We start from the raw sequence: 25,256 nt of genomic DNA, 5'->3' as shown, positions 1-25,256 counted from the left end.
AGAGGTCTTCATGCCCGTCGCGGTAATCCTGCGGCGCCTGCACCAGCGCCACCTGCGGATTGGTGAAATGCGGCACAAGATCGGAAAGCCAGCTCGCGCGCACGATATAATCGCTGTCGATGGTGGCAATGATCTCGGCATCCGCTTGCGTTTCGGTCAGCGCATAGTTCAAGGCACCCGCCTTGAAGCCCGGCCATTTCGGCAGATGGAAGAAGCGGAAATTGGGCCTGTTGAGAGATTTTATGTAAGCCTCTACCGGCTGCCAGACCGCATCATCCTTGGTGTTGTTATCGATGATGAGGACTTCGAAGTTCGGATAGTCGAGCCGCTCCAGCGCCTGGATCGTCTCGATCATCATATCGGGCGGCTCGTTATAGCAGGGGACGTGCACCGAAACCTTGGGCAGCTTCCACGAGCTGTGAATGGGTGGCGGGACGAGGCTGCGCTTCGACTGCCCCAGCCACAGATTGACGGCCATCTCCAACCCTTCGATGAGGAAGATGGTGAGCAGCAACAACACCGCCGGCGCCACGGCCACCATGGCGATGACGTCATAGATGGTGAGATAGAGCTGGCTGTATTGTGCATAGATGAGGACGGCGGTGATGACGCCGCCATAACCCAGCATGGCGACGAAGAAACGCCCGCGCCGCTTCATGCCGAGTTCCGTGCGCATCAGGAACAGCACGAAGGGCAGGCCGATGACGACCGAGGCGATGGCGAAGGCCGGCCAGTTGGCAAAGTTGATGAGGTTGCCCTGCAACGCCGGCTTGGGTTGCCGGTCGGCGTTCCACAGGCCCCAATAGGCGCCGACGCCGCCTTCGACCGCGATCTTCCAGGGCTGGTCGAAGGCTTCGATGACGTTGTAATCGATGTCGGCTTTCTTCGCCTCGATGAGGAAGCGGCGCAGAAACAGGCCCTGGTTGACCGGCGAGGCGACGGCGCCGCCCTTGTCCTGATATTCCGGGCCTTCTTCAGCGAGGGTCGAGCGGGTGAGGCCTTCGCTCGGCCAGCCCACTTCGGCGATGAGGATGCGCTTGTCGGGATAGGCTTTCTGCACGGCGTGATAGCGATCCAGCGTCCATTTCAGCGCCTGGTCGATATTGATGCCGTTCCAGAAGGGCAGGATGTGGATGGCGATGTAATCCGTCTCAGCGACCAGTTCGGGATTGTTGAGCCAGATGTCGAACGGCTCCGCGGTCGAGACGGGAAGGTCGCTTGCCGCACGCACGCGGCGCAGATAGCCGATCAGTTCGTCCCTCAGTTCGGGATCGACGAATCCGCCCTTGAGGCCCTTGGTGCCCTCGGGGTCGAGTTCCTGGACCCGTTCCGGCGCCATGCGATAGCGGTGCAGGAATTCGTTGCCGACGATGAGCTGGTTGACGCCGCCGACGTCATGGGCGATCGCCACCAGATTGGCGATCTCTTCCTCGTTCTTCTTCTTGTCGACATCGATCCAGGCGCCGGCCGTGACGTTGAGGCCCAGTTCCGCGGCCAAGGCCGGGATGCGCTGGGAAATGCCGGTCGCCTCGTAGGTGCGGACGGAGCGCGTGAGGCCTGCCACCAATTGCAGGTCCTCGCGGATTTCATCGATCGTCGGCTCGCGCTTTGCAAGCGAGGTCGGGTCCTGCCGCCAGGCGGAATAGGAGACGCCGCGCAGATCGCCTTCAAAAGGATCGGCGTCGATCGTCGGGTTCAGAATGAACCAGGCAGCCGCCACCATGGCCGCCAGAGCAAGGCCGATGAGCCAGTTACTGAAACGCATGTCTATCCCGAACCCGAACGCCAACCGGTCGCAGGCAAACCATGCGCCTGTCCCGCGCCATCGGCCTCGACCAAGGATTGACTAGTTTCAACTGCGCCCCGCCGGTCCTTCCATCATCCCGACCGGCAAGGCTACCGCAACGCAAAATCGCCATTTTCTAGTACTTTGGCAAGGGGCAGCCCCGCCGCAGCCGTAACAACATCGCGTGATCACTGTGACGGCCGGTCCGGAACTTCGATCGCCATTAACCAAACCGCGGTGACCTTTGTTCCCGGCCTATCGGCTCACCCCAATTCCCTCACCCCAACTCTTTGAACCGTTCCATGCCCTGGACCAGAGCGGCGCGGGTGCCCGGTTCCATGGCCGAATGGCCGGCATTCGGGATGATTTCGTATCGCGCCTCCGGCCAGACCCGGGACAGGTCGTCGGCCGAGCGGATCGGGCACACCAGGTCGTAGCGGCCCTGCACGATGAAGGCCGGAATCTTGCGGATCCGGCCGACATTCTCCAAGAGGAAGTTCTCTGGCAGGAAGATGTTGTTGGCAAAATAATGGGCTTCCATGCGGGCCAAACCCAAAGCCAGCGTGTCGCCGGAAAAGGCCTGGATGGTCTCCGGGCTGGGCAGCAGGGTCGAGCAACTGCCCTCATAGATGCTCCAGGCGCGCGCCGCCGGCATATGCACCTGCGGGTCCGGGTTCATCAGCCGTTTATGATAGGCGCCCAGCAGGTCGTGCCGCTCCGCTTCCGGGATATAGCCGGAAAAGGCGCGCCAGGCCTCTGGCGCCAGTTCCTTGAGGCCGTAGAGGAACCAGTCGATTTCCGACTTCCGGCACAGGAAAATGCCGCGCAAGGCGAGACCCCGCACCCGGTCGGGGTGGAATTCGGCATAGGCAAGCGCCAGGGTCGACCCCCAGGAACCGCCGAAAACGAACCAGGCATCGATCTCCAGATGCCGCCGCAGGCGTTCCATGTCCTCGATGAGGAGCGGGGTGGTGTTGTCCTTGATCTCGCCCAAGGGCGTCGACCGGCCGCTGCCGCGCTGGTCGAAAATGACGATGCGGTAGTATTTGGGGTCGAAAAAGCGCCGGTGACTGGCATTGGCCCCGGCGCCGGGACCGCCATGCAGGAACACGACGGGGACCCCCTTCGGGTTGCCGCTTTCCTCGAAATACATGGTGTGGATGTCCCCCAGCGCCAGTTCGCCGGTGCGATAGGGCGCGATATCGGGATAGAGATCCTTCGGCGGCATACGGTGGAAATCCTTGCGAGTTTGCGGCGTCGGGCCATCTTATAGCATGGCAAATGCGCGGGCCGGCAACGGGGGGCGCACAACGGAACCAATCGCGCCATCGTGATGTTGCTCACATGGGACCCCGCCAAAAAAACTAACCGGCCGGCGCAGCTGCCGCGCTAATATCCGGGAAGTTCAAAGACTCGGTGTCGGAGCCAGCCCATGCGTTTCAAGCACACTTTCGCAGCCCTTCTGCTTGCCGGCACGTCCTTGCTGGTTACCGGCTGCATGCAGGCGACAAGCCCCGCCACGGGCCGGACCTTTTCAACCAACGTCACCGAGGCGCAGGAAAACCAGATCGGCGCCGAGGAGCACCCCAAGATTCTGGAGGAATTCGGCGGCGCCTATGCCGAGAAGCCGGCCCTCAACACCTATATCGACAGCGTCGGCCAGTTCGTGGCGGCGACCGCCGAGCGCCAGGACGTCAAATATACCTTCACCGTCCTCAATTCCTCCGACATCAATGCCTTCGCCTTGCCGGGCGGCTATGTCTATGTGACGCGCGATCTCCTGGGCCTCGCCGTCAACGAGGCGGAAGTGGCCGGCGTGCTTGGCCATGAGATCGGCCATGTCAATGCGCGCCACACGGCGGAGCGCATGGGCCAGCAGCAGAAGGCGCAGATCGGCGTCCTTGCCGGCGTCCTCCTCGGCGCCGTGCTCGGTGGTGATCAGGGTGCACAGATGGGCGGTCAGTTCGGCACGGAGATCGCCCAGAATTACCTCGGCAAGTATTCGCAGGAGCAGGAATTCGAGGCCGATTCGCTGGGTGTGCGCTACCTGAAGCGCGCAACCTACGACCCGCAGGCGATGGGGTCGTTCCTCAGCGCCCTCAATGCCGACACGCATCTTGAGGCGCGGCTTGCCGGCAATGAAGCCGCAGCCGAATCCTACAGCATGAAGCAGAGCCATCCGCGCACCGCCGACCGCGTGCAACAGGCCATCAACCAAGCCGGCCCCGCGACTCCGGGTGCGATGCTGGCGCGCAACGAATACCTCACCAAGATCGACGGCATCATGTGGGGCGAGAACCCGGAAGATGGCGTGGTCCAAGGGCGCGAATTCATCCATCCGAGCTTGCGTTTCACCTTCACGGCACCCCCGGGTTTCAAACTGCAGAACCAGCCGAGCCAGGTGGTCGGGCAGGGCGACGGCGGCGCCATGATTTTCGACATGGCGCCCAAGGGTGTCGGCGACCTCGTCACTTATGTGCAGAGCCAGTGGAACCCCAAGGCCAAGATCAGCGATCTGCAGCGCATCAACATCAATGGCATGGAAGCCGCGACCGGCATTGCGCAAGGAACGGTCAGCAACCAGCCGGCCACCTTCCGCCTCATTGCCGTGCGCTTTCCCGACAACCATGTCTATCGCTTCCTTTTCGCGGCGCCCACGAACAGATTCCAGGCCATGGATTCGGCCTTTGGTGCCACGGCTAACTCCTTCCGCCAATTGGCTGCCAACGAGGCCACCGGCTACAAGCCGATGCGCATACGCGTGGTCGAGGTGAAGCCGGGCGACACGATCGACAGCCTCGCTGCGCGCATGGTGGTGCCGGAGGCCAAGGCGGATTGGTTCAAGGTCCTGAACCGCCTTGACCAGGGCCAGCCCTTGCAGGCGGGGCAATTGGTGAAGATCGTCGGCTATTGATGGCGCGATAGAGAATCCGCGCCATGGCGCGCGTTTCCGACCCACAGGCCTGGCGCTTTTCGATCTGGCTGGTGCTGGCCGCCACGTTCGGCGGATTGGCGGCAATCGCCATCGCCGTGGTGGCGCTGGTCATCAACGCGATCGCCTATGACAACACCTACAATCTGCTGAACACCCTTGCCAATCGCGAAATCACCACGCTCGAACAGGCGCTGCAAACCGAACTCGACCCGGCGCTGGAGCAGGTGCGGTTCCTCTCCGGCTATCTCGCCAGCGCCAGGGTGGCACCCGATGACGATGCGCGGCTTTCAGACCTGCTGATGGGCTCACTGGCCGCCTCGCCGCAGCTCACTGCGGTCAGCTTCATCCGCACCGATCTCACCGTGGTGAAGGCCGCGCGCCAGCTCGACGGCAAGCTTTATGTCACCAGGCTCGCCGACGGCACCCGCGATGCCGGCATCCGCCGCGCCTATCGGGTCGGCATCGATGCGCACGAGCCGATCTGGGATATTCCGATCTATCTGCCGGAGCTGGAAAAGCCGGTGATGTCGGCTCTGGCGCCGGTGCGCCGTCGCGGCGAGCCGCTCGGCGTCTTTGCGGCCGTGATCTCGCTGCCCGAGATTTCCCAGCATCTCAAGGACCGTGCCGGCCCCTACACGACACCCTTCGTGCTGGGCGAGAAGGACGTCGTCTTTTCGCACCGCAATCTCTTCAGCGGCGATTTTCATCTCGATTACGAGCGGCCTTTGCCGCGCTTCAACGAGATCAACGACCCGGTCCTCGCGCAATTCGACCGCACCCAATCGGAGGAAGTGCTGCCACCCGGCCCGCAGGCAACGCCGTTCCGCGAGCAGGAGGATGTGCGGGTCGGCGACGCGTCCTATCTCATCATCTACAAGGACGTGCCGGCTCTTCTGAAACAGCCGCTGACCGTCGGCGTCTATCTGCAATCCTCGATCGTCGACAGCGTCTTCGAAGCCCTCTGGCGCACGCTCTATGGCGCCGCGATCGTCATCGCCATCGCCGTCGCGCTGGCACTCATCCTCGGACGCCGCATCGGCCAACCGATGCGCCAGCTGGCGGACGCGACGCGGCATCTGGCAGCACTCGATTTCAGCGGTGCGCCGGTGCTGGCGCGCAGCCGGTTCAGGGAGATCGACGTCGCGGCCGGTGCCTATAACAGCATGCGCGCGGGTCTCGGCTGGTTTTCGACCTATGTCCCGCAATCGCTGGTGCCGCATCTGATGCGCCCCAGCAGCAGCGAGATCCTCGCCTCGCGCGAAGTTGATGTGACGGTGCTCTTTACCGATATCGTCGGCTTTTCCGGCATCGCCCAGCGCCTCAGCCCACGGCGCCTCGCGGCCTTCCTAAACCGGCACTTCACCTTGCTGGGCAGCCATATCGCGGCCGAGGGCGGCTCAATCGATAAATATATCGGTGATTCCATCATGGCCTTCTGGGGGGCACCCGAAGCGCAGGAGGATCACGCCGTGCGCGCGGTGCACGCTGCCCAGCGCATAGCGGCGCGCCTCACCGCCGACAATGCGCGCCGCGCGAAGAAAGGCCTGTCCCCGGTGCGCATCCGCATCGGCATTCATAGCGGCCGCGCCATCGCCGGCAATATCGGCGCACCCGGCCGCATCAACTACACGCTGGTCGGCGATGCGGTGAACATCGCGCAGCGTCTGGAGCAGTTCGGCAAGCAGGTCGATGACGGCAGCCGCTCGGTCATCGTCAGCATCAGCGCGGATGCGGCGAAACTGCTGCCGCCCGATATCGCGCTCACCTCGCTTGGCGAGGAAGTCCTGCCCGGTCGCTCGACGCCGACGGAAATCTACCGATTGGATTAGGGGTGGCCATTGCGCGCAATTGGCAACACACATGCCGTCATGGCCGGGCTTGGCCCGGCCATCCACGACTTCCTTTTCGTGAAAAAACTCGTGGATGCCCGCACCAAGTGCGGGCATGACGCCGAGTATGGGGTTTACGGCCAGACCACTTCCGGCGGCAGCGACATCAGGATGGCTTCGGTATTGCCGCCGGTCTTCAGGCCGAAGGTGGTGCCGCGGTCATAGAGCAGGTTGAACTCGACATAGCGGCCGCGGCGCACCAGCTGATGGTGCCGGTCTTCCGCCGTCCAGCTGCGCGCCATGTTCCGGTGCACGATCTGGGGATAGACGTCGCGGAAGGCACGGCCCACACTCTGCGTGAAGGTAAAATCGCGCGCCCAGTCGCCGGTATTCACCTGGTCATAGAAGATGCCGCCCAGCCCCCGCGGCTCGTTGCGGTGGGGCAGGAAGAAGTAATCGTCGCACCATTTCTTGAAGCGCGGGTAATAGGCCGGATCCTGCGCATCGCAGGCGCTCTTGAGGGCGGCGTGGAAGATGGCGGAATCTTCGGCGTGGTTTTCGGGAAACATCGGCGTCAGATCCGCGCCACCACCAAACCAGGCTTTGCTGGTGACAATGAGGCGCGTGTTCATATGCACCGCCGGCACATGGGGCGAACACATATGGGCGACCAGGCTGATACCGCTGGCCCAGAAACTGCCGTCGCCGGCGGCACCGGGAATCTGCTGGCGGAACTCCGGCGAGAAGGTGCCGAACACGGTCGAGATGTTGACGCCGACCTTTTCGAAGAGGCGCCCCTTCATCAACGATATCGTCCCGCCACCTCCCCCATCGCGCGCCCAATCCTTCCGTTCGAAGCGGCCGGCGGCTTTGCCGGGGGCAAGGTTGGGGTGCGACGAAAATTCATCTTCCAGCGCCTCGAAGCTGGCGCAGATCTCGTCGCGCAGGGTCCTGAACCAGACTTGCGCCTGCGCTTGATAATCGTCGGGGAAGGCGGAATCGGTGCTGTAGGGGGTCATGAAAGACTCGAAAATCCGGTTTGGCGAAGGGCTTCCGCGGTGACCACGGCGGCGGCGATGGCGACATTGAGCGATCTCATGCCATCGCGCAACGGAATGACCAGCCGGTGATCGGCGGCTGCGTATACCACATCGGGGACGCCGCTCGATTCGCGTCCGACCATGATGCTGTCATCCGCCCGATAGGCGAAGGTCTGATAAGGCTCGGCCGCCTTGGTGGAGAGCAGCAGCAAACGGCCGGCCAAAGCCGGGTTTTCCGCGCGCCAGGCGAGATAAGCGGGCCAGGAACTGTGCCGCTGGATATCGACCGCGTCGATGTAATCCATGCCGGCGCGCTTCATCCGCCGGTCGTCGAAGATGAATCCGCAGGGAAAAATCACGTCGACGGCCAGATTCCAGCAGGCAGAGAGCCGCAGAAGCGTGCCGGTATTCTGCGGAATGTCCGGCTCGAACAGGACCAAACGCATGATTCGGTTATACTTTCAGTAACCAAGATGGGCGGGCCAGTAAGCTGCCCAACCTTGCAAATCAAACGGAATTGTTTATACCCTTGGCCCGGTTTAGGGGGAATGCCGTGACCTTGCAGGTTCGCGGCCGGGATGGGGACGGGATATTGTCCTTTCATGCGGCATTGTGTCGCGTTCCAGGCCAGCGGTCAGTTTCGGTCGTCATGGTATAACCCGCGGGATTTTTTGGGTATTCGAGGCCTGTCTGCGTTCCCAGAGCCACGCGTCAAGCGGGGTGATAGGCGCGGGCAGGTTTCTCTTGCCGGAGGGACAAGGAATATGGCGGATCACGCGCAATCGCCTGGTGATCAAAGCACGCGGCGCGACTTTCTCTTTTTGACCGCAGCATCGGTGACCGCCTTCGGCGCGGCCTCCGCGGTGTGGCCTTTTATCAGCAGCATGAACCCCTCTCAGGACGTGCTGGCGCTCTCCTCGATCGAAGTGGATGTCGGCCAGGTGGCCGAAGGCCAGGCGATCACGGTGAAGTGGCGCGGCAAGCCGGTCTTCATCCGCCACCGCACGGCGGCCGAGATCGAGCAGGCCAAGAAGGATGACACGGCTGATCTGAAGGATCCGCAGGCCGACGAAGTCCGCGCCCAGAAGCCGGAATATCTCGTGCTGGTCGGCGTCTGCACCCATCTCGGCTGCGTGCCGCTGGGGCAGAAGGATGCCGAGCCCAAGGGCGAATTCGGCGGCTGGTACTGCCCCTGCCACGGCTCGCAATACGACACATCGGGCCGCATTCGCAAAGGCCCCGCGCCGACCAATCTGGAGGTTCCAGCCTACCAGTATGTCAGCGACACCGTCGTGAAGATCGGCTGAGGGAGCGGGCATCATGAGCGCCAAATTCAAGAATCCCGTGATCCGCTGGATCGACCATCGCCTGCCGATCTTTACCTTCCTCGATCACGAAGCGAACGAATATCCGACCCCGAAGAACCTCAGCTACTGGTGGAACTTCGGCAGCCTCGCCGGCTTCATGCTTGTCGTCATGATGGCCTCGGGCATTTTCCTCGCCATGCAGTACACGCCGCATGTCGACATGGCCTTCAATTCGGTCGAGCGCATCATGCGCGACGTCAATTACGGCTGGCTGCTGCGCTACATCCACATGAACGGCGCGTCGATGTTCTTCATCGTCGTCTACGTCCACATGTTCCGCGGCCTCTATTTCGGGTCCTACAAGGCGCCGCGTGAGTTGCTGTGGCAGATCGGCGTCGTCATCCTGCTCCTCATGATGGCCACCGCCTTCATGGGCTATGTGCTGCCCTGGGGCCAGATGAGCTTCTGGGGTGCCACCGTCATCACCAACCTGTTCTCGGCCCTGCCCGTCGTCGGCAAGCATATCGTGACGCTGCTCTGGGGTGGTTTCTCGGTCGACAACCCGACCTTGAACCGCTTCTTCTCGCTGCACTATCTGCTGCCCTTCGTGCTGCTGGGCGTCGTGGTGCTGCACGTCGTGGCCCTGCACCGCTTCGGCTCCAACAACCCGATCGGCATCGACACCAAGGGGCCGCAGGATACGATCCCCTTCCATCCGTATTACACGGTGAAGGACATGTTCGGCCTCGGCGTGTTCATGATCTTCTACGCCTACTGGGTCTTCTACGCCCCGGTGACCTTGGGCGATCCGGTCAACTTCGTGCCGGCCAACCCGCTCTCGACGCCGCAGCACATCGTGCCGGAATGGTACTTCCTGCCCTTCTACGCGATCCTGCGCTCGATCCCGGACAAGCTCATCGGCGTCATCGCCATGTTCGCTTCGATCCTGGTGCTGCTCGTCCTGCCCTGGCTCGACCGCTCGCCGGTCCGCTCGGGTCGCTATCGTCCGGCCTTCAAATGGTTCTTCTGGATGCTGGTGTTCGATTGCGCGATCCTCACCGTCTGCGGCAAGAACCCGCCGGATTGGATCTGGTCGCCTCTCTCGTTCAGCATCGCGCCCGATGAAGGCCAGGCCGGCATCAGCGTCATTGCCATGGGTCAGTTGGCGACGACCTACTACTTTGGCTATTTCGTGGTGATCCTGCCGCTGCTCTCGATCTTCGAGCGCGCGCTGCCGGTTCCCCTTTCGATTTCACGACCGGTGCTCGGTGGGGGCGGCAGCCATGTCGCGATCGCCAACTCTGCGTCTAAGCCGATGGAGAAGCTCTGATGAGCGCCAAGTCCCTGCTCCTCAAGGGCATCACCGCACTGGTCGGCATCACGGCCGTGCTGTTCGTCGCCGCTTCGCCCAAGCACGAAGTGCATGTCGAAAAGGAATCCTGGTCGTTCCAGGGTTTCTTCGGCAAGTTCGATCGCCCGCAGCTGGCGCGCGGCTTCCAGGTCTACAAGGAAGTCTGTTCGGCCTGCCATTCGATGAACCTGCTCTCCTATCGCAACCTGCAGGAGATCGGCTTCTCGGAAGCTGCGGTGAAGGAAATCGCCGCCAGCGTCACCGTCATGGACGGCCCGAACGACGAAGGCGATATGTTCGAACGTCCGGGCAAGCCCTCGGACCGCTTCAAGGCGCCCTTCGCCAACGACCAGGCGGCCCGTGCCGGCAATAACGGTGCCCTGCCGCCGGATCTGTCGCTCATCGCCCGCAGCCGCGCCGGTGCCGGTTTCGGCGCCTTCGAGGGTGCCGATTACATCCACGGCATCCTCACCGGCTACGAAGAAGCGCCGGCGGATTTCAAGATGACCGAAGGCATGAACTACAACAAGGGCTTCGCCGGTCACCAGATCGCGATGCCGAACCCGCTCTCCGACGGCGCCGTCACTTACGAAGACGGCACGCAAGCGAGCGTCGATCAGATGGCGCGCGACGTCTCGGTCTTCCTGACCTGGGCGGGTGAGCCGAACTATGAGAGCCGCATCCGCACCGGTTTGAAGGCGATGCTGTTCCTGGTGGCGTTCACGCTCATCGCCTATGCCGCCAAGCGGAAGATCTGGGCCAGAGTTCACTGATCCAGCTCATCCTTGGCGATAGACAGACCGCCGCTCCGGGCAACCGGGGCGGCGGTTTTTTTTGTGGTCATGGAACAGCGCAGAGCGAATTGCGCTGCTGTCACGCCCATCGGTGATAAATGACTTCATTCCTGCCGGCGTTTACCGGCCCGTCGATCTGCGGTAAACAGGTCAAACATGATTTGCATGGGCATGATTCGCATGGGGATTTGATGCCGCCAGCCTTGGATTCGCTGCCACCGGTCCCAGCCATCACCGGCGTCGATCATGTGCTGGTCGGCGTGCGCGATCTCGAAGCCGCGGCGCGGAACTGGGACCGGCTCGGTTTCCACCTGACGCCGCGCGGCCGCCATATCGGCTGGGGCACCGGCAATTACTGCATCATGTTCGAGCCGAACTATATCGAGCTCCTCGGCATCATCGATCCCGCGCAGTTCACCAACAATCTCGAACAGTTCGTGAAGACGCACGAAGGGCTGATGGGCCTTGCCTTCGCCGGGCGTGACGAAGCCCAATGCGCCCGGGAACTCCGCGCCGCCAACCTGCCCTTTGACGGACCGAAGGTTCTCAAGCGCGAACTTGAACTGCCGGAAGGCACGGTCTTGCCCGAATTCGGCCTGATCATGCTGCCGCGGGACGTGACGCCGGGCCTCTCCGCCTTCGTCACCGTGCACAAGACGCCGGAACTGCTGCGCCGCCCCGAATGGCTGCGCCATGCCAACCGCGCCACCGGTATCGTCTCGGTGACCGTGGTGGTCGACGATCCGGTCGACGCGGCCTTCGGCTGGCTGCCGGTCTTCGGGCCGGAACGCATTTCCACCGCCAATCTCATGACCGTCATCGACACCGGCGGCGGGCATATCCGCTTCACCACCAAGGCCGGGCTGGAACAGCTCTATCCGGCGCTGGTGCCGCTTCCCGACTATCCGGCGCCCTGGGTCGCGGCGATGAAGATCGCGGTGGCAGACAAGGCGCGCTGCCGCGACCATCTGCGGTTCCATAATGTGCTGGCCTTGAAGACCGGCAAGGGCTGCATCGTGCCGCCTGAGGAAGCCAACGGCGTCATCATCGAATTCGTCCAGGAGTAATCCCGTCCCATGACGATCAAAGAGAGCGACGCGCTCTATAACGATCCGCGCCTTGCTGACTTCTACGACATCGACAATGGCTGGTACGATGACACGCGCACCTGCCTGGCCCTCTCGGAAGGCCGCGCCACCGTGCTGGATCTCGGCTGCGGCACGGGACTCCTCGCCAGTGCAATCGCTGAGAGCGGTGCGGCGGTCACGGGTGTCGACCCAGCCGCCGCCATGCTCGAAATCGCCCGGCGGCGCGATGGCGGCGCGCGCGTCACCTGGGTCGAAGGCGACGGCCGCTCCGTGCGGCTGGGACGTCGGTTCGACTTCATCGTGATGACCGGCCATGCCTTTCAGTGCCTGCTGACCGATGACGACCAGTTGGCGCTCTTGAAGACCATCGCCGCCCATCTCGGCCCCCAAGGCCGCTTCATCTTCGACAGCCGCAACCCGAAGGGGCGCGAATGGCTGGAATGGAACCCGAAGGAATCGCACCGCTTCGTCGCGCATCCCAGGCACGGCAAGGTCGAATCCTGGAACGACTATGCCTATGACGAACCCAGCGGCATCGTCACCTACGGCACCTATTACCGCCTCGGCAGCGGCGAATTGCTCGCCGCCAAATCGAAGATCCGCTTCAGCCCCCAGGACCATCTGGCGCGGCTGATGCTCGAAGCCGGCCTCGCCGTCGACCAATGGTTCGGCGACTGGCAGCGCAACGACTACACGCCGGACTCCAAGGAGATCATCCCGCTGGGGCGATTGGCCTAGAGGAAGGCCCCTCACCCCAACCTTCTCCCCGCTATCGCGGGGCGAGGGAGTTTCTGCCGAATTCGCTGCAAGCCCCTCGCCCCTCCGGGGAGAGGGGTTGGGGTGAGGGGCCTTCGCGCTTCAATGCCCCTTGATCGCGCGCCGGAGGCGTTTGACGCCGAGCCAGACGGCGCCGAGCACGATGGGGACGGCGATGGCGGCGAGCAATTGGTGGGCGTGGCCGTCTTCGGCCGGAAAGAGGCCTTCGGCCACGACTTTCAGCAGGCCGATCAGGTAATAGCTGATGGCAAAGACCGAGAGGCCTTCGACCGCTTCCTGGATGCGGAGCTGCGTGCGGCTGCGGCTTTCCATGTCGCGGAGCAGAGCACTGTTCTGCGCCTGCAGATTGACGTCGACCCGGGTGCGCAGCATGTCGCTGGCGCGGTCGATCCCGGTTTCCAACTGATCGAGCCGGCGCAGGAATGCCTCGCAGGTGCGCATGGCCGGGGTGAAGCGCCGGTCGAGAAAGCTTGAAAGGCGCGAAAGACCGTCGACGCGCCCCTCGCGGATGTCGCTCAGGCGCCGCAGCACCAATTCGGCATAGGCCGCACCGGCGCTGAGGCGATAGCGCGTCGCCGTGCCGAGGCTCGCTGTTTCGGCAGCAAGATGCGTCAGTTCGTCGAGCAGCAGCCGGTCGCCATCGTCGCTGTGGGAATCGGGTACCGCCGTTCGCTCGATCAGGGCCTTGAGGCGCGCTTCCAGCCCGCCCAGCGTGCCGCTGCTGCGCCGGATCAAGGCGAGGCTGAGGAGCGCCATCAGCCGGTAGGTCTCGATCTCGAGCAGGCGCTGCACCATGCGCCCGGCGCGACCGGCGGAAAGCGTGCGGTTGACGAGCAGCATGCGCCCGAATCCGCCGGCATCGAGATGGAAATCGGTCCACACTTCCGCTGCCTGCTCACCGACGCTGGAGGCCACCGTGTCGCCGGAGGGGAAGAGGGAGGCGATCATCTCGCCCGTCTGCGTCATGCCCAATTCGGTAATCTCGGGTCCGGTGCGGAATTCGAGCAGCAGCGCAGCGACGCATTGGCCCGGGCATTGCGCGGCAAGCTGGCGCGCATCGGGCGGCAGCTCCGCCCAGGAGAGCGCACCCGGCCGGAGGTCGGCGCGCGGCATGACCAGTGTGTAGCTGGTGAACTCGGTGTGCAGCTCCCATTTCAGCTGCGTCTCCCCGCGCGGCATGATGCCATAGCGGCTGGCCGGGTCGGGTGCCGGGGCGCCGTGATGGCGCGCAAGGTCGGCGATGAACTGGAGATCCGCCTGGCCCGTCGCATCGCCGGGTGCGCGCAGGCAGGCCAGATGCAGCACCAAAGCCGGCCCGTCGATGCGCAAGGGCGGGCGCGCATGCACCTCGTCGTTCAGTTCCCGGCGCAGGGGATGTTCGGCAAGCATCGGGCAGCAACTCCGGATCGAATGCGGTCGGCCGGCAGCATAGCAGGTTCGCCGGCAGCCTGCGCTTGCTTCGCCGCGCCTGTTTCTAGCGCGATCCGGTTTCCTTGATTTCGGCGCCGACGGGCATGCTGCGGATGTTACCGCTGACATTCGCTCCCGCGTCCTGGCGGAGGCCGATGAAGAAAAGAGCCGAAACCATGACGATGCCGCCGATGAAGAGATAGGCCGGCTGGAAATCGCCGGCCGCCAAGACCGTGCCGCCGCGCTGGGCGAGGGTCAGGTGCAGGGCCAGTGCCGCCGTGCCGGCGCCGATGCTCAAGGACAATTGCTGCATCATGGCCGAGAAGGTCGAGGCGCTGCTCATCGCCCCTTCGCCGACATCGGCATAGGACAACGCGTTGAGGCCCGTGAACTGCAGCGAGCGGATGAAGCCGCCGGCCAGCAATGCCAGGAAGATGACGGTGTGGGAGACTGTCGGCGTGAACAGGGAATAGGTCATCATCACCGCGCCGCAAAGCAGCGCGTTGACGATCAGCACGCGTCGGAAGCCGAAGCTGCGCAGCACGAATTGCGTCGCCCCCTTCATCACCAGGGCGCCGGCGGCGCTGGCGAAGGTGAGAAGGCCGGAGGCAAAGGCGGAAAGGCCGAAACCCAGCTGCAGCATGAGGGGCAGCAGGACAGGCAATGCCCCGATTCCGATGCGGAACACGCTGCCGCCCAGCACCGCGCGGCGGAAGGTGCTGATCTCCATCAGCTTCAGATTGACGATCGGCTCCGCCATGGCCCGCGCCCGCAGCCAATAGAGTATGAGGCAGATGAGGCCGAAGGCGGCTGAGGCACCCAGCACCCAGTTCGGCAAGGGAAAGCGCCCCATCGCCTCGAAGGAGAAGACGAGGGCGGCAAGACCGATGCCGGTGAGGAGGAAGCCGGCCCAATCGAGTTTCGGCACCGTCGGTGCCTTGATCGGCGGGATGTAGATGACGCTGAGGATGATGCCGACGACGGCCACCGGAATGTTGAGCAGGAAGATCCAGCGCCAGGAGGAATAGGTGACGATAAAACCGCCGATGGGCGGTCCGAGCACCGGCCCCAGCAGCGCCGGGATGGTGAGATAGGTGAGCGCCTTGATGAGCTCGGCCTTGGGCACGGCGCGCAGGATGACGAGCCGCCCGACCGGCACCATCATCGCTCCGCCAAAGCCCTGGCAAATGCGCGCCGCCACCAGCCCCATCAGGGAATCGGCCATGGCGCAGGCGATGGAGCCGGCCATGAAGATGGCGATGGCGAGGCTGAACACGCGCCTGGCGCCGAAACGGTCCGCGACCCACCCGCTCAGCGGTATGAAAATCGAGAGGCTGAGGAGATAGGAGGTGATCGCGAGATTGACCTTGAGCGGCTCGGCCCCGATTTCGCGCGCAATGTCAGGGAGCGCCGTCGCGATGATGGTGGTGTCGAGATTTTCCATGAAAAGCGCCGCGGCCACGATCAGGGCCAGGGTGCGGTAGGACGCGGTGCGGACGGGCATGAAGGGTAACGGGGCCTTAACCGGGCGGGGGTTAGTCTCAGCATAGGGTGCTCGGGCTTGCGCGACCACGCCCGATCCGGGATCGCAGCTATGCGCCAATGCGTCGCGTTCTCGGGTTCTAGAAAGCAGTCTATGAGGCCAGATCACGATCTTGAGCGGTTTTAGTTTCCCGCTTTTCACCCTGATCGGCTTGGATTAAGGTTTTAAAATGGAAAGCAAACGCCCCTTTACCTCGATCCTGGCCAAGCTCAAGGAAGCCGGCCTCCGACCGACCCGGCAGCGCCTCTCGCTGGCCAAGCTGCTGTTCGAGGGCGGTGATCAGCACGTATCCGCCGAAGATCTGCATGCCGAGGCGATTGCCAACCGCATCCAGGTCTCGCTGGCGACGATCTACAACACGCTGCACCAGTTCACGACCGCTGGCCTCCTCCGCGAAGTCGTGGTTGAGCCCGGCCGGTCCTATTTCGACAATAACGTCACCCCGCACCATCATTTCTTTGTCGAGGGCGAGGGTCGACTGATGGACATACCGGCGACGGAGGTGGCGCTGAGCCAGCTCCCGCAACCCCCTTCCGGCATGAAAGTTTCCCGCGTGGACGTCATCGTCCGACTTGCGAATGATAATTAATTCGCCAATCAGATCAATCACTAATCTGTCTCTTTAAAGCCATTCCAATCTGTTGACATGGTTTTGGGCGAAGCCTAGATTCGCCCGACCAACAAGCTTGTCGCGGCCAATCCTGCCCATTCAGAATCCCCTTGGCCCCAATCGGCCGGCCGATTCCAGAAGACGGGACCCGCACCAAGACCCGCGCAACCCATTTAGCTAGGGAGACGAAAATGGCTGCTCTGAAGGGCTCCAAGACCGAAGGCAATCTGAAAGACGCCTTTGCCGGCGAAAGCCAGGCTAACCGACGCTACCTCTATTTCGCACAGAAGGCCGATGTCGAAGGCTATAACGACGTCGCCGCCGTGTTCCGCTCGACCGCGGAAGGCGAGACCGGCCACGCCCATGGCCATCTCGAGTTCCTCGAGGAAGTGGGCGACCCGGCGACGGGCCTGCCCATCGGCGCCACCGCGCCGAACCTCAAAGCCTCGATCGCCGGCGAAACGCACGAATACACCGACATGTATCCGGGCATGGCGCGCACCGCGCGTGAAGAAGGCTTCGACGAGATCGCCGACTGGTTCGAGACGCTCGCCAAGGCTGAAAAGTCCCATGCGGGCCGCTTCCAGAAGGCGCTCGACACGCTGGGCTGAACGCTCCAGCCTCTAGCGGACTAAAACGATTCTGCCGCCGGCTCGGAACCTGAGCCGGCGGCGGTTTCGGTTATCGAATTGCTCCTGCAAACCAGCGTGCGAAGGATGGGTCGATGCGCGAAGGCAGCCTGGAAGCACCGTTCCGCCACAAGATCGATTGGCAGAACCCCGATTTCTACGACATGGACAAGATCAACGCGGAGATGCATCGCGTCTTCGACATCTGCCATGGCTGCCGGCGTTGCTTCAATTTGTGCGATTCCTTCCCGCGGCTCTTCGATCTGGTCGATGCCAGCCCCGACGAGATGGCCGGCGTAAAGACCGAGGACTACAAACAGGTCGTCGACGCCTGCACGCTGTGCGACCTCTGCTTCATGACCAAATGCCCCTATGTGCCGCCGCATGAATGGGCGCTCGACTTCCCGCATCTGATGCTGCGCTATCGCGCCGCCGAATTGCGCCAGGGCAAGAACGACAAGATCTACGAACAACTGACCGAGACCGACCGCAACGGCAAGGCGGCCGGCATGCTGGCGCCCGTCGCCAATGCCGTCGCCGGAAACGGTGCCGCGCGCCAGGTCATGCAGGCGGTGGCCGGGATCGATGCTCGTGCGCATCTCCCGAAATTCCACGGCCGCACGCTGGTGTTGCGCGCCATGGAGGAGAAGCCGGAGGTCAACAGCGAAGCGCCGGCTTACGGCCGCAAGGCTGTGATCTATGCGACCTGCTTCTCCAACTACAACAATCCCGATATCGGCATGGCGGCGCTGCGCGTACTCGCCAAGAACGGCGTCGAGGCGGAGGTCGTCTATCCGCGCTGCTGCGGCATGCCGCAGCTGGAACAAGGCAATGTCGCCCGCGTGGCCGAGCATGCCCATTCGGTCGCCGACGCGCTGCTGCCCTACATCGAGCAGGGCTATGACGTGGTGGCGCTGGTGCCCTCATGTGCGCTGATGCTGAAATTTGAATGGCCGCTGATCCTGCCCGATGAGGAAAAGATCAAGCGCCTCTCCAACGCCACCTATGACGTCGCCGAATATGTCGTCGACATCGCCAAGCGCGACGGGCTGGCGCCGGGACTGCAGCCCTTGGAAGGCGGTGTCGCCCTCCACATCGCCTGCCATGCGCGCGCGCAGAATATGGGCCAGAAGGCTGCCGAGTTGCTGAAGCTCATTCCAGAAGCGGATCTCGCCGTGATCGAGCGCTGCTCGGGCCATGGCGGCGCCTGGGGCGTGCTGAAGGAAAATTTCGACATCGCCCTCAAAGTCGGCAAGCCGGTGGCCCGGCAAGCGATGAATGCGGGCAAGCGCCAGATTTCGTCCGAATGCCCGCTGGCCGGCGCCCATATCCTGCAGGGGATCGGCGCCCTGAAGCCCGGCGAACAGCCGGCCGAGGAAGCGCCTCATCCGATCGAACTCTTCGCCCGGGCCTATGGGCTGATGTAGCCTGATTTGATGGTTCCGCCCTAGCAATCACGTCCCCCTCTCCCGCGAGGGGAGAGGGCTAGAGTAGCGGGACTGACACCGACTGAATGGAAGATCGACATGACTGCTGTCCGCAAAAAGGAAATCACCAAGGCTGACATCCTGGCGCCGCAAGTCTATGCGGCGCAGCGGGCCGAGAAGCGCAAGGCGGTGGTGGCGATCAAGAAGAAGCGCCGGGTCGAGGTGGGGCCGGTCGCCACCTTCTATTTCGAGAATTTCGACACCATGCTGCAGCAGGTACAGGAGATGCTGCATATCGAGAAGGGCGGCGACGAGCAGCTGGTCGACGAATTGCGCGCCTATAACCCGCTCATCCCGCAGGGGCGCGAGCTGGTGGCGACCGTCATGTTCGAGATCGACGACCCCGTGCGCCGCGCCAATTTCCTTGGCCGCCTCGGCGGGGTCGAGCATACCGCCTTCCTGAAGTTCAACGGCGAGACCGTGAAGGGCAAGCCCGAGGAAGACCAGGACCGCACCAATGAACAGGGCAAGGCGTCATCGGTCCAGTTCATCCACTTCCCGCTGACGGACTCCCAGGCTACTACCTTCAAGCAAGGTGGCCAGCAGGTCATCCTCGGCTTCGAACATCCGGCCTATGCGCATATGGCCGTCATCGCCGAAGAAACCCGCGCGGCGCTGGCAGGCGATCTGGATTAAGGGCGACTGCCTGAAGTCTGGTGGCTACTCCGGAAAAGACGGAACCATTGAAAAATTCTGCACGGGGAGGGCGTCGTAACGCCCCGTCCTCAGATCTTCATCGGTGGCTTCACCTGGGATATGGTTCTTGTCGACAAATAGGTGGCCGTAGAAAACTTCGGGTGCGACCTGTTCGCAATAATTGGCGGCGCCGTCGAGTGCTGGCTCCAATATGTCGCGGACTTGTTCGCGGGTCATTTCCATACCGTTGTCCATGCGCACGGTTCGAATTTCATCATCGGAATATCCAAAGACGTTTTGGCGTATCCCTCTTATGATTTCCAGTGGTCCACGCGCCGCGTCCTTGCCGGTGATTGCCCAGACGAGCGGCCCCAGCGGACAATAGGTTTCTGCGAGGTTTGCCAGATCGACTGCATCGCGGGCGGCCGTTCTCCGGCGAGAGGCGCACAGAGCCTTGTTGACGGCGTTGTCGCTCCGGTGCAGGGCAAAGCCGAATACTTCGTGTTGGACTGCCGCGAAGAACCGTCGGCAAGTCTCCGGATCGCTCATCCACTGGACGCGCGTTTCAGATCCGTATTGCCTGATTATCGCCTCGACCGTGTAATTGTCGGCATGGATCATCTCGACAGTGAATCCTTGAGCGCGGAGTGCGTCCAATTCCCTGTGCACGCCGGACGGCAGTGCATCGGCACGGTCTTGGAAGATGTCCATGTCGTCCGACAGGCGGAACGCGTCAAAGTTCAGCGCGGCGCCCCCGCCCACATAATCCATCGGTGTTCGGAATTCCTGCAGGACTCCGATGACCATTCGCTGGATTTGAGTAAGCGACATTATTTGGCCAGTCGGCTGATCTGGCGGCCGAGCTTGTAAGCCTCGGAATTGCCGCGATGCATCAGGGCCGCGGCGACAATCGCGCCATCCGTAAAATCCGCTTTGGCGGGGTCGATGTCGATGTTGTCCAGGCACATCGCGTGAAACCGATGATATGCGCTGGCAACGAGTCGCCGAAGTTGTACCAGCGACTGAGATTGAGAGCCTTCACGCAGTTGAGCGGCATAAGCTCTCACCGCATCTGCTTGATTTGCTGGCACAAGAACTTCAACCCGTTTCAAGCCAGCGAGTTTGCGTTGCTGACGGGACTTAGCCACCCGCACACTTGCAATAGAGCCGCGTTCCATCCGCCACCTATCCTGTTACCGGAAATATAGTGGCTCACATTTCCGGTAACAAGACTCAAAATGTAACCGGAAATGTATCAAGTGAAATTTCCGGTTACTATATATATCAATATGTTACATAGATATAACTTTACCCATTCGCTATCCCCTTTAACTCACCCGGCACTCAGCTCCAGCCAGGTCTCTTCCGCTTCGGCGAGGCGGCGCTTCACTTCGGCATGCTTGGTCTGCCAGGTGGCAAGCTCGGCCGTGCCGCCATTGTTGTAGAGCGACGGGTCGGAGAGCTTGTTCTCGATGAGGTCGAGGGCCTGGGTCAGCTTGTTGACCGCAAGCTCCGCATTGCCGAGCGCCTTCTTCTTCTCCGGCGAGATCGCGGCCTTCTTCTGCGGCGTGGCCGGCTTGGGTGCTGCCTTGGGTGCCGGCACCGCGGCATGGGCAGCCGCAGCCTTCGGCGCCGAGGCCTTTTCAGGCAAAGCGCCGCGCTTCTCGCTGCGCTGCTTTTCGCGGCGCTCGGAGATGATCTGGCGGCGGTAATCGTCCATGTCGCCGTCGAAGGTCTTGACCGCCCCGTCCTTCACCAGCCACAGCCGGTCGGCGGTGAGCTCGATCAAATTGGGATCGTGGCTGATGATGATGACGGCGCCTTCGAACTCGTTGATCGCCTCGACCAGCGCCTGGCGGCTGTCGATGTCGAGATGGTTCGAGGGTTCGTCGAGCAGCAGGATGTTGGGCGCCTGCCGGCTCATCAAAGCCAGCAGCAGGCGCGCCTTCTCGCCGCCTGAAAGCTTCGCCACCTTGGTGTTGGCCTGGTCCTGGCCTAAGCCGAAACGCCCCAGATGCGCGCGGCGCTTGTCGGGGAGGAGATCCGGTGCCGCACGCGCCATCACCTCGATCGGTGTGGCTTCCAGATCGAGTTCGTCGGTCTGGTGCTGCGCGAAATAGCCGACGCGCAGCTTGTTGGATTTGCGCATCGTGCCGCTCATCGGCTCCAGGCGGCCGGCGAGCAGCTTGATGAAGGTCGATTTGCCGTTGCCGTTCGAGCCCAGCAGCGCGATGCGGTCATCGGGGTCGAGGCGCAGATCGAGATTCTTGAGGATGGGCTTGCCCGGCTCGTAACCCACCGAGACATGGTCGATGGTGATGAGGGGTGGGGCCAGCGCTTCCGGCTGCGGGAAGGAGATGTTGATGCCCTTCTCATCGGCGACCAGCGCAATAGGCTGCAGCTTGGCGATCATCTTGAGGCGCGACTGCGCCTGGCGCGCTTTCGACGCCTTGTAACGGAAGCGGTCGACGAAGGCCATCATGTGCTTGCGCTGGGCATCGACCTTGGCGGCCATCGCCATGTCCTGCTCCATGCGCAGGCGCCGCATATTCTCGAAATCGTCATAGCCGCCGGCATAGGAGATCATGCCGCCGCGGCTGAGATGGATCGTGCGGTTGACCACCTTGTTGAGGAGGTCGCGGTCATGGCTCACCAGCAGGATCGTGCCGGGATAGTTTTTGAGATAGCTCTCCAGCCACAGGGTGGCTTCGAGATCGAGATGGTTGGTGGGCTCGTCGAGCAGCATCAGATCCGGTGCCGAGAAGAGCTGGGCTGCGAGTGCCACGCGCATCTGCCAGCCGCCGGAGAAGTCGCTCAAGGGCCGCTGTTGCGCGGCGCCGTCGAAGCCCAAGCCCGCCAGGATTTCAGCGGCCCGGCTTTCCGCGCTATGCGCCTGGATGTCGGTAAGGCGCGCATGGATCTCGGCGATCCGGTTGGGGTCGGTGGCGTGCTCAGCTTCCGCCATCAGCGCCGTGCGCTCGGTATCGGCCGCCAGCACGCAGGCAAGCAGGCTGCGGCCCTGGTCCTTCATTTCCTGCTCGAGCCGGCCGATGCGCCACATCTTCGGCACGTCGATGGTGCCGGAATCGGCATGGAGGTCGCCCGAAATCAGCTTCAGCAGGGTCGACTTGCCGGCGCCGTTGCGCCCGACCAATCCGGCATGGTGGCCGGCCGAAACGGAGACACTGGCATTGGTCAGGATCTCGCGGCCGGCAATGCGATAGGTCAGGTTCGAAATCGTTAACATATTGTTCTAACTACTTTTCTGGGCAATTTTGCCAGCCGTTTCGGGGGCCGGCAGCACTTTAACCGGCGTTCGGTTGTGCAGTGCGGCTGAGTTGTATATAAGCCAGCCCGAATTCCGCCAAGGGGCGCGCGCAATTTTGCGGGGCCCCCGCCACATCAGACATGAGGACTATCATGGCCATCGAACGCACTTTCTCGATCATTAAGCCGGACGCCACCCGCCGCAACCTGACTGGCAAGATCAACGCCAAGTTCGAGGAAGCGGGCCTTCGCATCGTCGCCCAGCGCCGCATCCAGATGTCGGAAGCCCAGGCCAAGAAGTTCTACGACGTGCATGCGGCCCGCCCCTTCTACAACGACCTCGTCAAGTTCATGACCTCGGGTCCGGTCGTCGTCCAGGTGCTGGAAGGCGAAGGCGCCGTCTTGAAGAACCGCGACATCATGGGCGCCACCAACCCGGCCAATGCCGCCCCCGGCACCATCCGCAAGGAATTTGCCGAATCGATCGAAGCCAATTCGGTCCATGGTTCGGACAGCCTGGAGAATGCCGCGATCGAGATCGCCTATTTCTTCGCCGGTTCCGACATCGTCGGCTGAGCGATCGCTGCCGCTAAATGAAAACGGCGCCGCGAGCCATCGCGGCGCCGTTTTTCTTTGTCTCGGGCCGGGGCGGTTACTCGGGGCGGTTACTTCCGGCTGACGGCCACGACCACGGCGATGAAGCCGCCGACGATGGCGAGGACCGAGAAGATGCCAAGGCCCAGCGACGGGCCGTTGACGACGTGGAGCGTCGTCACCAGCGCCAGCAGCAGCGCATAGATCGTGCCCCACAGCAGCAGGCGGCCGATGCCGTTCCAGGTCTGCTGACGGTTGGCGAGAAGCTGGTCGTTGAGCGACCCGGACGGATTGGCCATGGTTAATCTCCGAAAGAAGGCGGTTGGTCTTTGTCCCTTTTTACCCAATTGCCCGCACGAGGGCAATTGGGCGCTATTCCGGGGTTATTCCGACAGGGGCGGAATGATCTGCATCGGTTCCGTCTCCATCGGCTGCGGCTTGGTGGGGTCCGGTGGCGGCGCCGCCTGCGGAGCGGTGATTTCAGGTACCGTGACGGTGGGGGCGGTGACGGTCGGCACGTCGGGCTGCGGGATATCGGGCATCTGCGGAATATCGACGGTGCCGGGTGCGGCCGGCTTGGCGACCGGGTCGGGCACCGGCTGGCCGGCTTCGGGGATCAGGAATTCGTCGGGGCAACGGTGGCGGAGCGTGCTGCCGGCTTCCTGCCACATGCCGTCCTTGGCAAGCTGATTCATGGTGCCGAGCTGGCGCAGCTTGACGCGCACTTCGGTCAGCACCGCCTGGCGGCGCTTCTCCGAGCGGCCGCAGACCAGTTGCAGCGAAGCCGCACTTTCGTCGCCGAATTGCTGGGTGAAGGAATCGACCAACGCATCGCGCTTGACGCGGGTGCCGATGGCACTGGCGATGGCGACATTAAGCAGGGTGCGCCGCATGTCGATGGCGCGGTCGACGGCGCGCTGGAAATAGCGTTCCTGCGACAGCATCGAACAGGCGCCATAGCTCGACCAGAAACGCCGCTCGGCACAATAGGTCGTGGCCGGCATCACCTCGGCCAGCGCCCGCGACAGATCGGGGCTGAGCTTGACCGGCGGCAGCGTGCAGGATTGCGTGGCCAGGGTTTCGACCTCGCCCTCCATCAGGGGTGTCGAGAAGGCGCCGGCCATCGGATCGCAATCGCGTAACGGCACCGAATTGGCGCGTGGGTCCGGGCGCAGGCCGACGAGGATGAGGTTGCGCGCGGCCGTGTCCTTGAGGGTGAGGTTCTTGCAGAGCGGCAGTTCCGGCTTCACCAGGCATTGCCCGGGCAGGAAGGCCATGATGAGCGTGTAATGATCCATCGTCTGCGCCGCGGACGGGCGTGGCAATGCGCCGGCCAGCAATGCCAGCAGAAGGAGACCGAGCCAGAGCCGGCCGGATTTCATCAGGCGCCCAGCGGATTGAACAGCAGGCCGCCGGCAAAGGCTGCGTCGCGCACGATGGCGCGCTCGCCCTCGACCGTCACTTTCCCTTCCGCGATCAGGCGCAGGGCCTGCGGGAACAGGCGGTGCTCGGCGGCGAGGACGCGAAGCCCCAGGCTGTTTTCGTCATCTTCGGGCCGCACCGGCACCACGGCCTGCGCGATGATCGGGCCGGTATCCATTTCCGGCCGTACGAAATGCACCGTGCAGCCATGGAAGCGCACGCCGGCCTCGAGTGCCCTGGCATGTGTGTGGAGGCCCTTGAAGGCCGGCAGCAAGGCGGGATGGATGTTGACGAGGCGATCGGGCCAGCCGGCGATGAAACCGTCGGTCAGCAGGCGCAGGAAGCCCGCCAGTACCACCAGTTCGGCACCCACGGCGCGGATTTCCTTATCCATTGCCGCATCAAAGCTGGCGCGGTCGGCAAAAGCCTTGTGGTCGACGATCTTGGTGGCGATGCCGGCGCGGGCGGCGCGCGTCAGGCCGAAGGCGTCGGGCCGGTTCGACAGCACCAGCACGATCTCGATCGGGCTGGTGGGAGCGGCGGGACCGAACTGGTCGATCAGCGCCTGCAGATTGCTGCCGCGCCCGGAAATCAGGATGGCGATTTTGAGCCTGCGGGCCGCCATTACCATTGCCCGGTGTTGCGAACCTCGCAGCCGGCGGCGCCCTGGGCCCGCGCCACGATGCGGCCGATTTCACTCACCGTTTCGCCGGCATCGCGCAGGATCTTGGCGATATGCGCGGCATCGTCG

General features: G+C 63.1%; 24 protein-coding genes. 12 read left to right on the top strand and 12 right to left on the bottom strand.

Features of this window, described 5'->3' with window-relative positions; all coding sequences use genetic code 11:
- On the bottom strand, window positions 1–1,765 hold a 1,765-nt coding region (locus ACE3OA_RS20735; protein ID WP_374314398.1), incomplete at its 3' end, for a glycosyltransferase.
- 298 nt (window positions 1,766–2,063) lie between these two features.
- Complete coding sequence (gene pip, locus ACE3OA_RS20730) at window positions 2,064–3,014, bottom strand: prolyl aminopeptidase (RefSeq protein WP_374314396.1); 951 nt, start codon at window positions 3,012–3,014, stop codon at window positions 2,064–2,066.
- A gap of 204 nt (window positions 3,015–3,218) precedes the next feature.
- On the opposite strand from pip, the gene ACE3OA_RS20725 reads away from it, so the two are divergent.
- Together ACE3OA_RS20725 and ACE3OA_RS20720 are read left to right on the top strand one after the other, a co-directional pair.
- The gene (locus ACE3OA_RS20725) at window positions 3,219–4,700 is read left to right on the top strand and encodes a M48 family metalloprotease (protein WP_374314394.1); all 1,482 of its coding nucleotides are present in this window, start codon (window positions 3,219–3,221) and stop codon (window positions 4,698–4,700) included.
- A gap of 23 nt (window positions 4,701–4,723) precedes the next feature.
- Entirely contained in the window at window positions 4,724–6,550 is a 1,827-nt protein-coding gene (locus ACE3OA_RS20720; RefSeq protein ID WP_374314392.1) for an adenylate/guanylate cyclase domain-containing protein, read from the top strand.
- A gap of 134 nt (window positions 6,551–6,684) precedes the next feature.
- Here ACE3OA_RS20720 and hemF read toward each other — a convergent pair whose 3' ends face one another.
- Together hemF and ACE3OA_RS20710 are read right to left on the bottom strand one after the other, a co-directional pair.
- Window positions 6,685–7,569 (bottom strand): oxygen-dependent coproporphyrinogen oxidase, encoded by an 885-nt coding sequence (gene hemF, locus ACE3OA_RS20715; RefSeq protein WP_374314390.1) that lies wholly within the window; start codon window positions 7,567–7,569, stop codon window positions 6,685–6,687.
- Entirely contained in the window at window positions 7,566–8,036 is a 471-nt protein-coding gene (locus ACE3OA_RS20710; protein ID WP_374314388.1) for a tRNA (cytidine(34)-2'-O)-methyltransferase, read from the bottom strand. Before ACE3OA_RS20710 ends, hemF begins: the two co-directional genes overlap by 4 nt.
- Before the next feature lie 318 nt (window positions 8,037–8,354).
- Here ACE3OA_RS20710 and petA point away from each other — a divergent pair, with 318 nt between their 5' ends.
- The 5 genes from petA (at window position 8,355) to ACE3OA_RS20685 (ending at window position 12,868) form a co-directional block, all read left to right on the top strand.
- Window positions 8,355–8,897 carry a ubiquinol-cytochrome c reductase iron-sulfur subunit gene (gene petA, locus ACE3OA_RS20705; protein ID WP_374314386.1) on the top strand — a complete coding sequence of 181 codons (543 nt, stop codon included), beginning with the start codon at window positions 8,355–8,357 and terminating at the stop codon, window positions 8,895–8,897.
- Between the two features lie 13 nt (window positions 8,898–8,910).
- Window positions 8,911–10,227 carry a cytochrome bc complex cytochrome b subunit gene (locus ACE3OA_RS20700; protein WP_374314384.1) on the top strand — a complete coding sequence of 439 codons (1,317 nt, stop codon included), beginning with the start codon at window positions 8,911–8,913 and terminating at the stop codon, window positions 10,225–10,227.
- Window positions 10,227–11,021: a cytochrome c1 gene (locus ACE3OA_RS20695; RefSeq protein WP_374314382.1), complete on the top strand. Its 795-nt coding sequence runs from the start codon at window positions 10,227–10,229 to the stop codon at window positions 11,019–11,021. The genes ACE3OA_RS20700 and ACE3OA_RS20695 overlap by 1 nt, the downstream gene beginning before the upstream one ends.
- A gap of 212 nt (window positions 11,022–11,233) precedes the next feature.
- The gene (locus ACE3OA_RS20690; RefSeq protein WP_374314380.1) at window positions 11,234–12,109 is read left to right on the top strand and encodes a VOC family protein; all 876 of its coding nucleotides are present in this window, start codon (window positions 11,234–11,236) and stop codon (window positions 12,107–12,109) included.
- 9 nt (window positions 12,110–12,118) lie between these two features.
- A complete protein-coding gene (locus ACE3OA_RS20685) occupies window positions 12,119–12,868 on the top strand; it encodes a trans-aconitate 2-methyltransferase (protein WP_374314379.1) in 750 nt (249 codons plus the stop codon).
- 120 nt (window positions 12,869–12,988) lie between these two features.
- On the opposite strand, the gene ACE3OA_RS20680 is transcribed toward ACE3OA_RS20685, so the two are convergent.
- Both ACE3OA_RS20680 and ACE3OA_RS20675 read right to left on the bottom strand, forming a co-directional pair.
- Window positions 12,989–14,296, bottom strand: a complete 1,308-nt coding sequence (locus ACE3OA_RS20680; protein WP_374314377.1) for a DUF3422 family protein — start codon at window positions 14,294–14,296, stop codon at window positions 12,989–12,991.
- Between the two features lie 85 nt (window positions 14,297–14,381).
- Complete coding sequence (locus ACE3OA_RS20675; protein WP_374314375.1) at window positions 14,382–15,821, bottom strand: MFS transporter; 1,440 nt, start codon at window positions 15,819–15,821, stop codon at window positions 14,382–14,384.
- Window positions 15,822–16,029: 208 nt separating this feature from the next.
- Here ACE3OA_RS20675 and irrA point away from each other — a divergent pair, with 208 nt between their 5' ends.
- From irrA to ACE3OA_RS20655, 4 genes are all read left to right on the top strand, one after another.
- Complete coding sequence (gene irrA / locus ACE3OA_RS20670; RefSeq protein WP_374314373.1) at window positions 16,030–16,449, top strand: iron response transcriptional regulator IrrA; 420 nt, start codon at window positions 16,030–16,032, stop codon at window positions 16,447–16,449.
- 212 nt (window positions 16,450–16,661) lie between these two features.
- The gene (locus ACE3OA_RS20665; RefSeq protein WP_303979248.1) at window positions 16,662–17,081 is read left to right on the top strand and encodes a rubrerythrin family protein; all 420 of its coding nucleotides are present in this window, start codon (window positions 16,662–16,664) and stop codon (window positions 17,079–17,081) included.
- 113 nt (window positions 17,082–17,194) lie between these two features.
- Window positions 17,195–18,526, top strand: coding sequence for a (Fe-S)-binding protein (locus ACE3OA_RS20660; protein ID WP_374314371.1), 1,332 nt, complete (start codon window positions 17,195–17,197; stop codon window positions 18,524–18,526).
- A gap of 99 nt (window positions 18,527–18,625) precedes the next feature.
- A complete protein-coding gene (locus ACE3OA_RS20655; RefSeq protein ID WP_374314369.1) occupies window positions 18,626–19,222 on the top strand; it encodes a DUF3501 family protein in 597 nt (198 codons plus the stop codon).
- Window positions 19,223–19,246: 24 nt separating this feature from the next.
- Here the strand turns inward: ACE3OA_RS20655 and ACE3OA_RS20650 are convergent, their stop codons facing one another.
- The 3 genes from ACE3OA_RS20650 to ACE3OA_RS20640 all read right to left on the bottom strand — a co-directional run bounded on the left by ACE3OA_RS20650 (window position 19,247) and on the right by ACE3OA_RS20640 (window position 22,469).
- A complete protein-coding gene (locus ACE3OA_RS20650) occupies window positions 19,247–19,993 on the bottom strand; it encodes a hypothetical protein (RefSeq protein WP_374314368.1) in 747 nt (248 codons plus the stop codon).
- Between the two features lie 59 nt (window positions 19,994–20,052).
- The gene (locus ACE3OA_RS20645; protein ID WP_374314366.1) at window positions 20,053–20,400 is read right to left on the bottom strand and encodes a hypothetical protein; all 348 of its coding nucleotides are present in this window, start codon (window positions 20,398–20,400) and stop codon (window positions 20,053–20,055) included.
- A 155-nt stretch (window positions 20,401–20,555) separates the two neighbouring features.
- Window positions 20,556–22,469, bottom strand: coding sequence for an ABC-F family ATP-binding cassette domain-containing protein (locus ACE3OA_RS20640; RefSeq protein WP_374314364.1), 1,914 nt, complete (start codon window positions 22,467–22,469; stop codon window positions 20,556–20,558).
- Between the two features lie 173 nt (window positions 22,470–22,642).
- Between ACE3OA_RS20640 and ndk the strand changes: the two genes are divergently transcribed.
- Window positions 22,643–23,065: a nucleoside-diphosphate kinase gene (gene ndk, locus ACE3OA_RS20635; RefSeq protein ID WP_374314362.1), complete on the top strand. Its 423-nt coding sequence runs from the start codon at window positions 22,643–22,645 to the stop codon at window positions 23,063–23,065.
- 89 nt (window positions 23,066–23,154) lie between these two features.
- On the opposite strand, the gene ACE3OA_RS20630 is transcribed toward ndk, so the two are convergent.
- The 3 genes from ACE3OA_RS20630 to purN all read right to left on the bottom strand — a co-directional run bounded on the left by ACE3OA_RS20630 (window position 23,155) and on the right by purN (window position 25,130).
- Entirely contained in the window at window positions 23,155–23,382 is a 228-nt protein-coding gene (locus ACE3OA_RS20630; RefSeq protein WP_374314360.1) for a hypothetical protein, read from the bottom strand.
- A gap of 84 nt (window positions 23,383–23,466) precedes the next feature.
- Window positions 23,467–24,465 carry a hypothetical protein gene (locus ACE3OA_RS20625; RefSeq protein WP_374314358.1) on the bottom strand — a complete coding sequence of 333 codons (999 nt, stop codon included), beginning with the start codon at window positions 24,463–24,465 and terminating at the stop codon, window positions 23,467–23,469.
- Window positions 24,465–25,130 (bottom strand): phosphoribosylglycinamide formyltransferase, encoded by a 666-nt coding sequence (gene purN, locus ACE3OA_RS20620; RefSeq protein WP_374314356.1) that lies wholly within the window; start codon window positions 25,128–25,130, stop codon window positions 24,465–24,467. The genes ACE3OA_RS20625 and purN overlap by 1 nt, the downstream gene beginning before the upstream one ends.
- Window positions 25,131–25,256 lie beyond the last annotated feature (126 nt).

Source organism: Dongia sp., from assembly GCF_041906375.1.
Lineage (GTDB): Bacteria > Pseudomonadota > Alphaproteobacteria > Dongiales > Dongiaceae > Dongia.
This window is presented reverse-complemented; position numbering and strand designations above follow the sequence as displayed.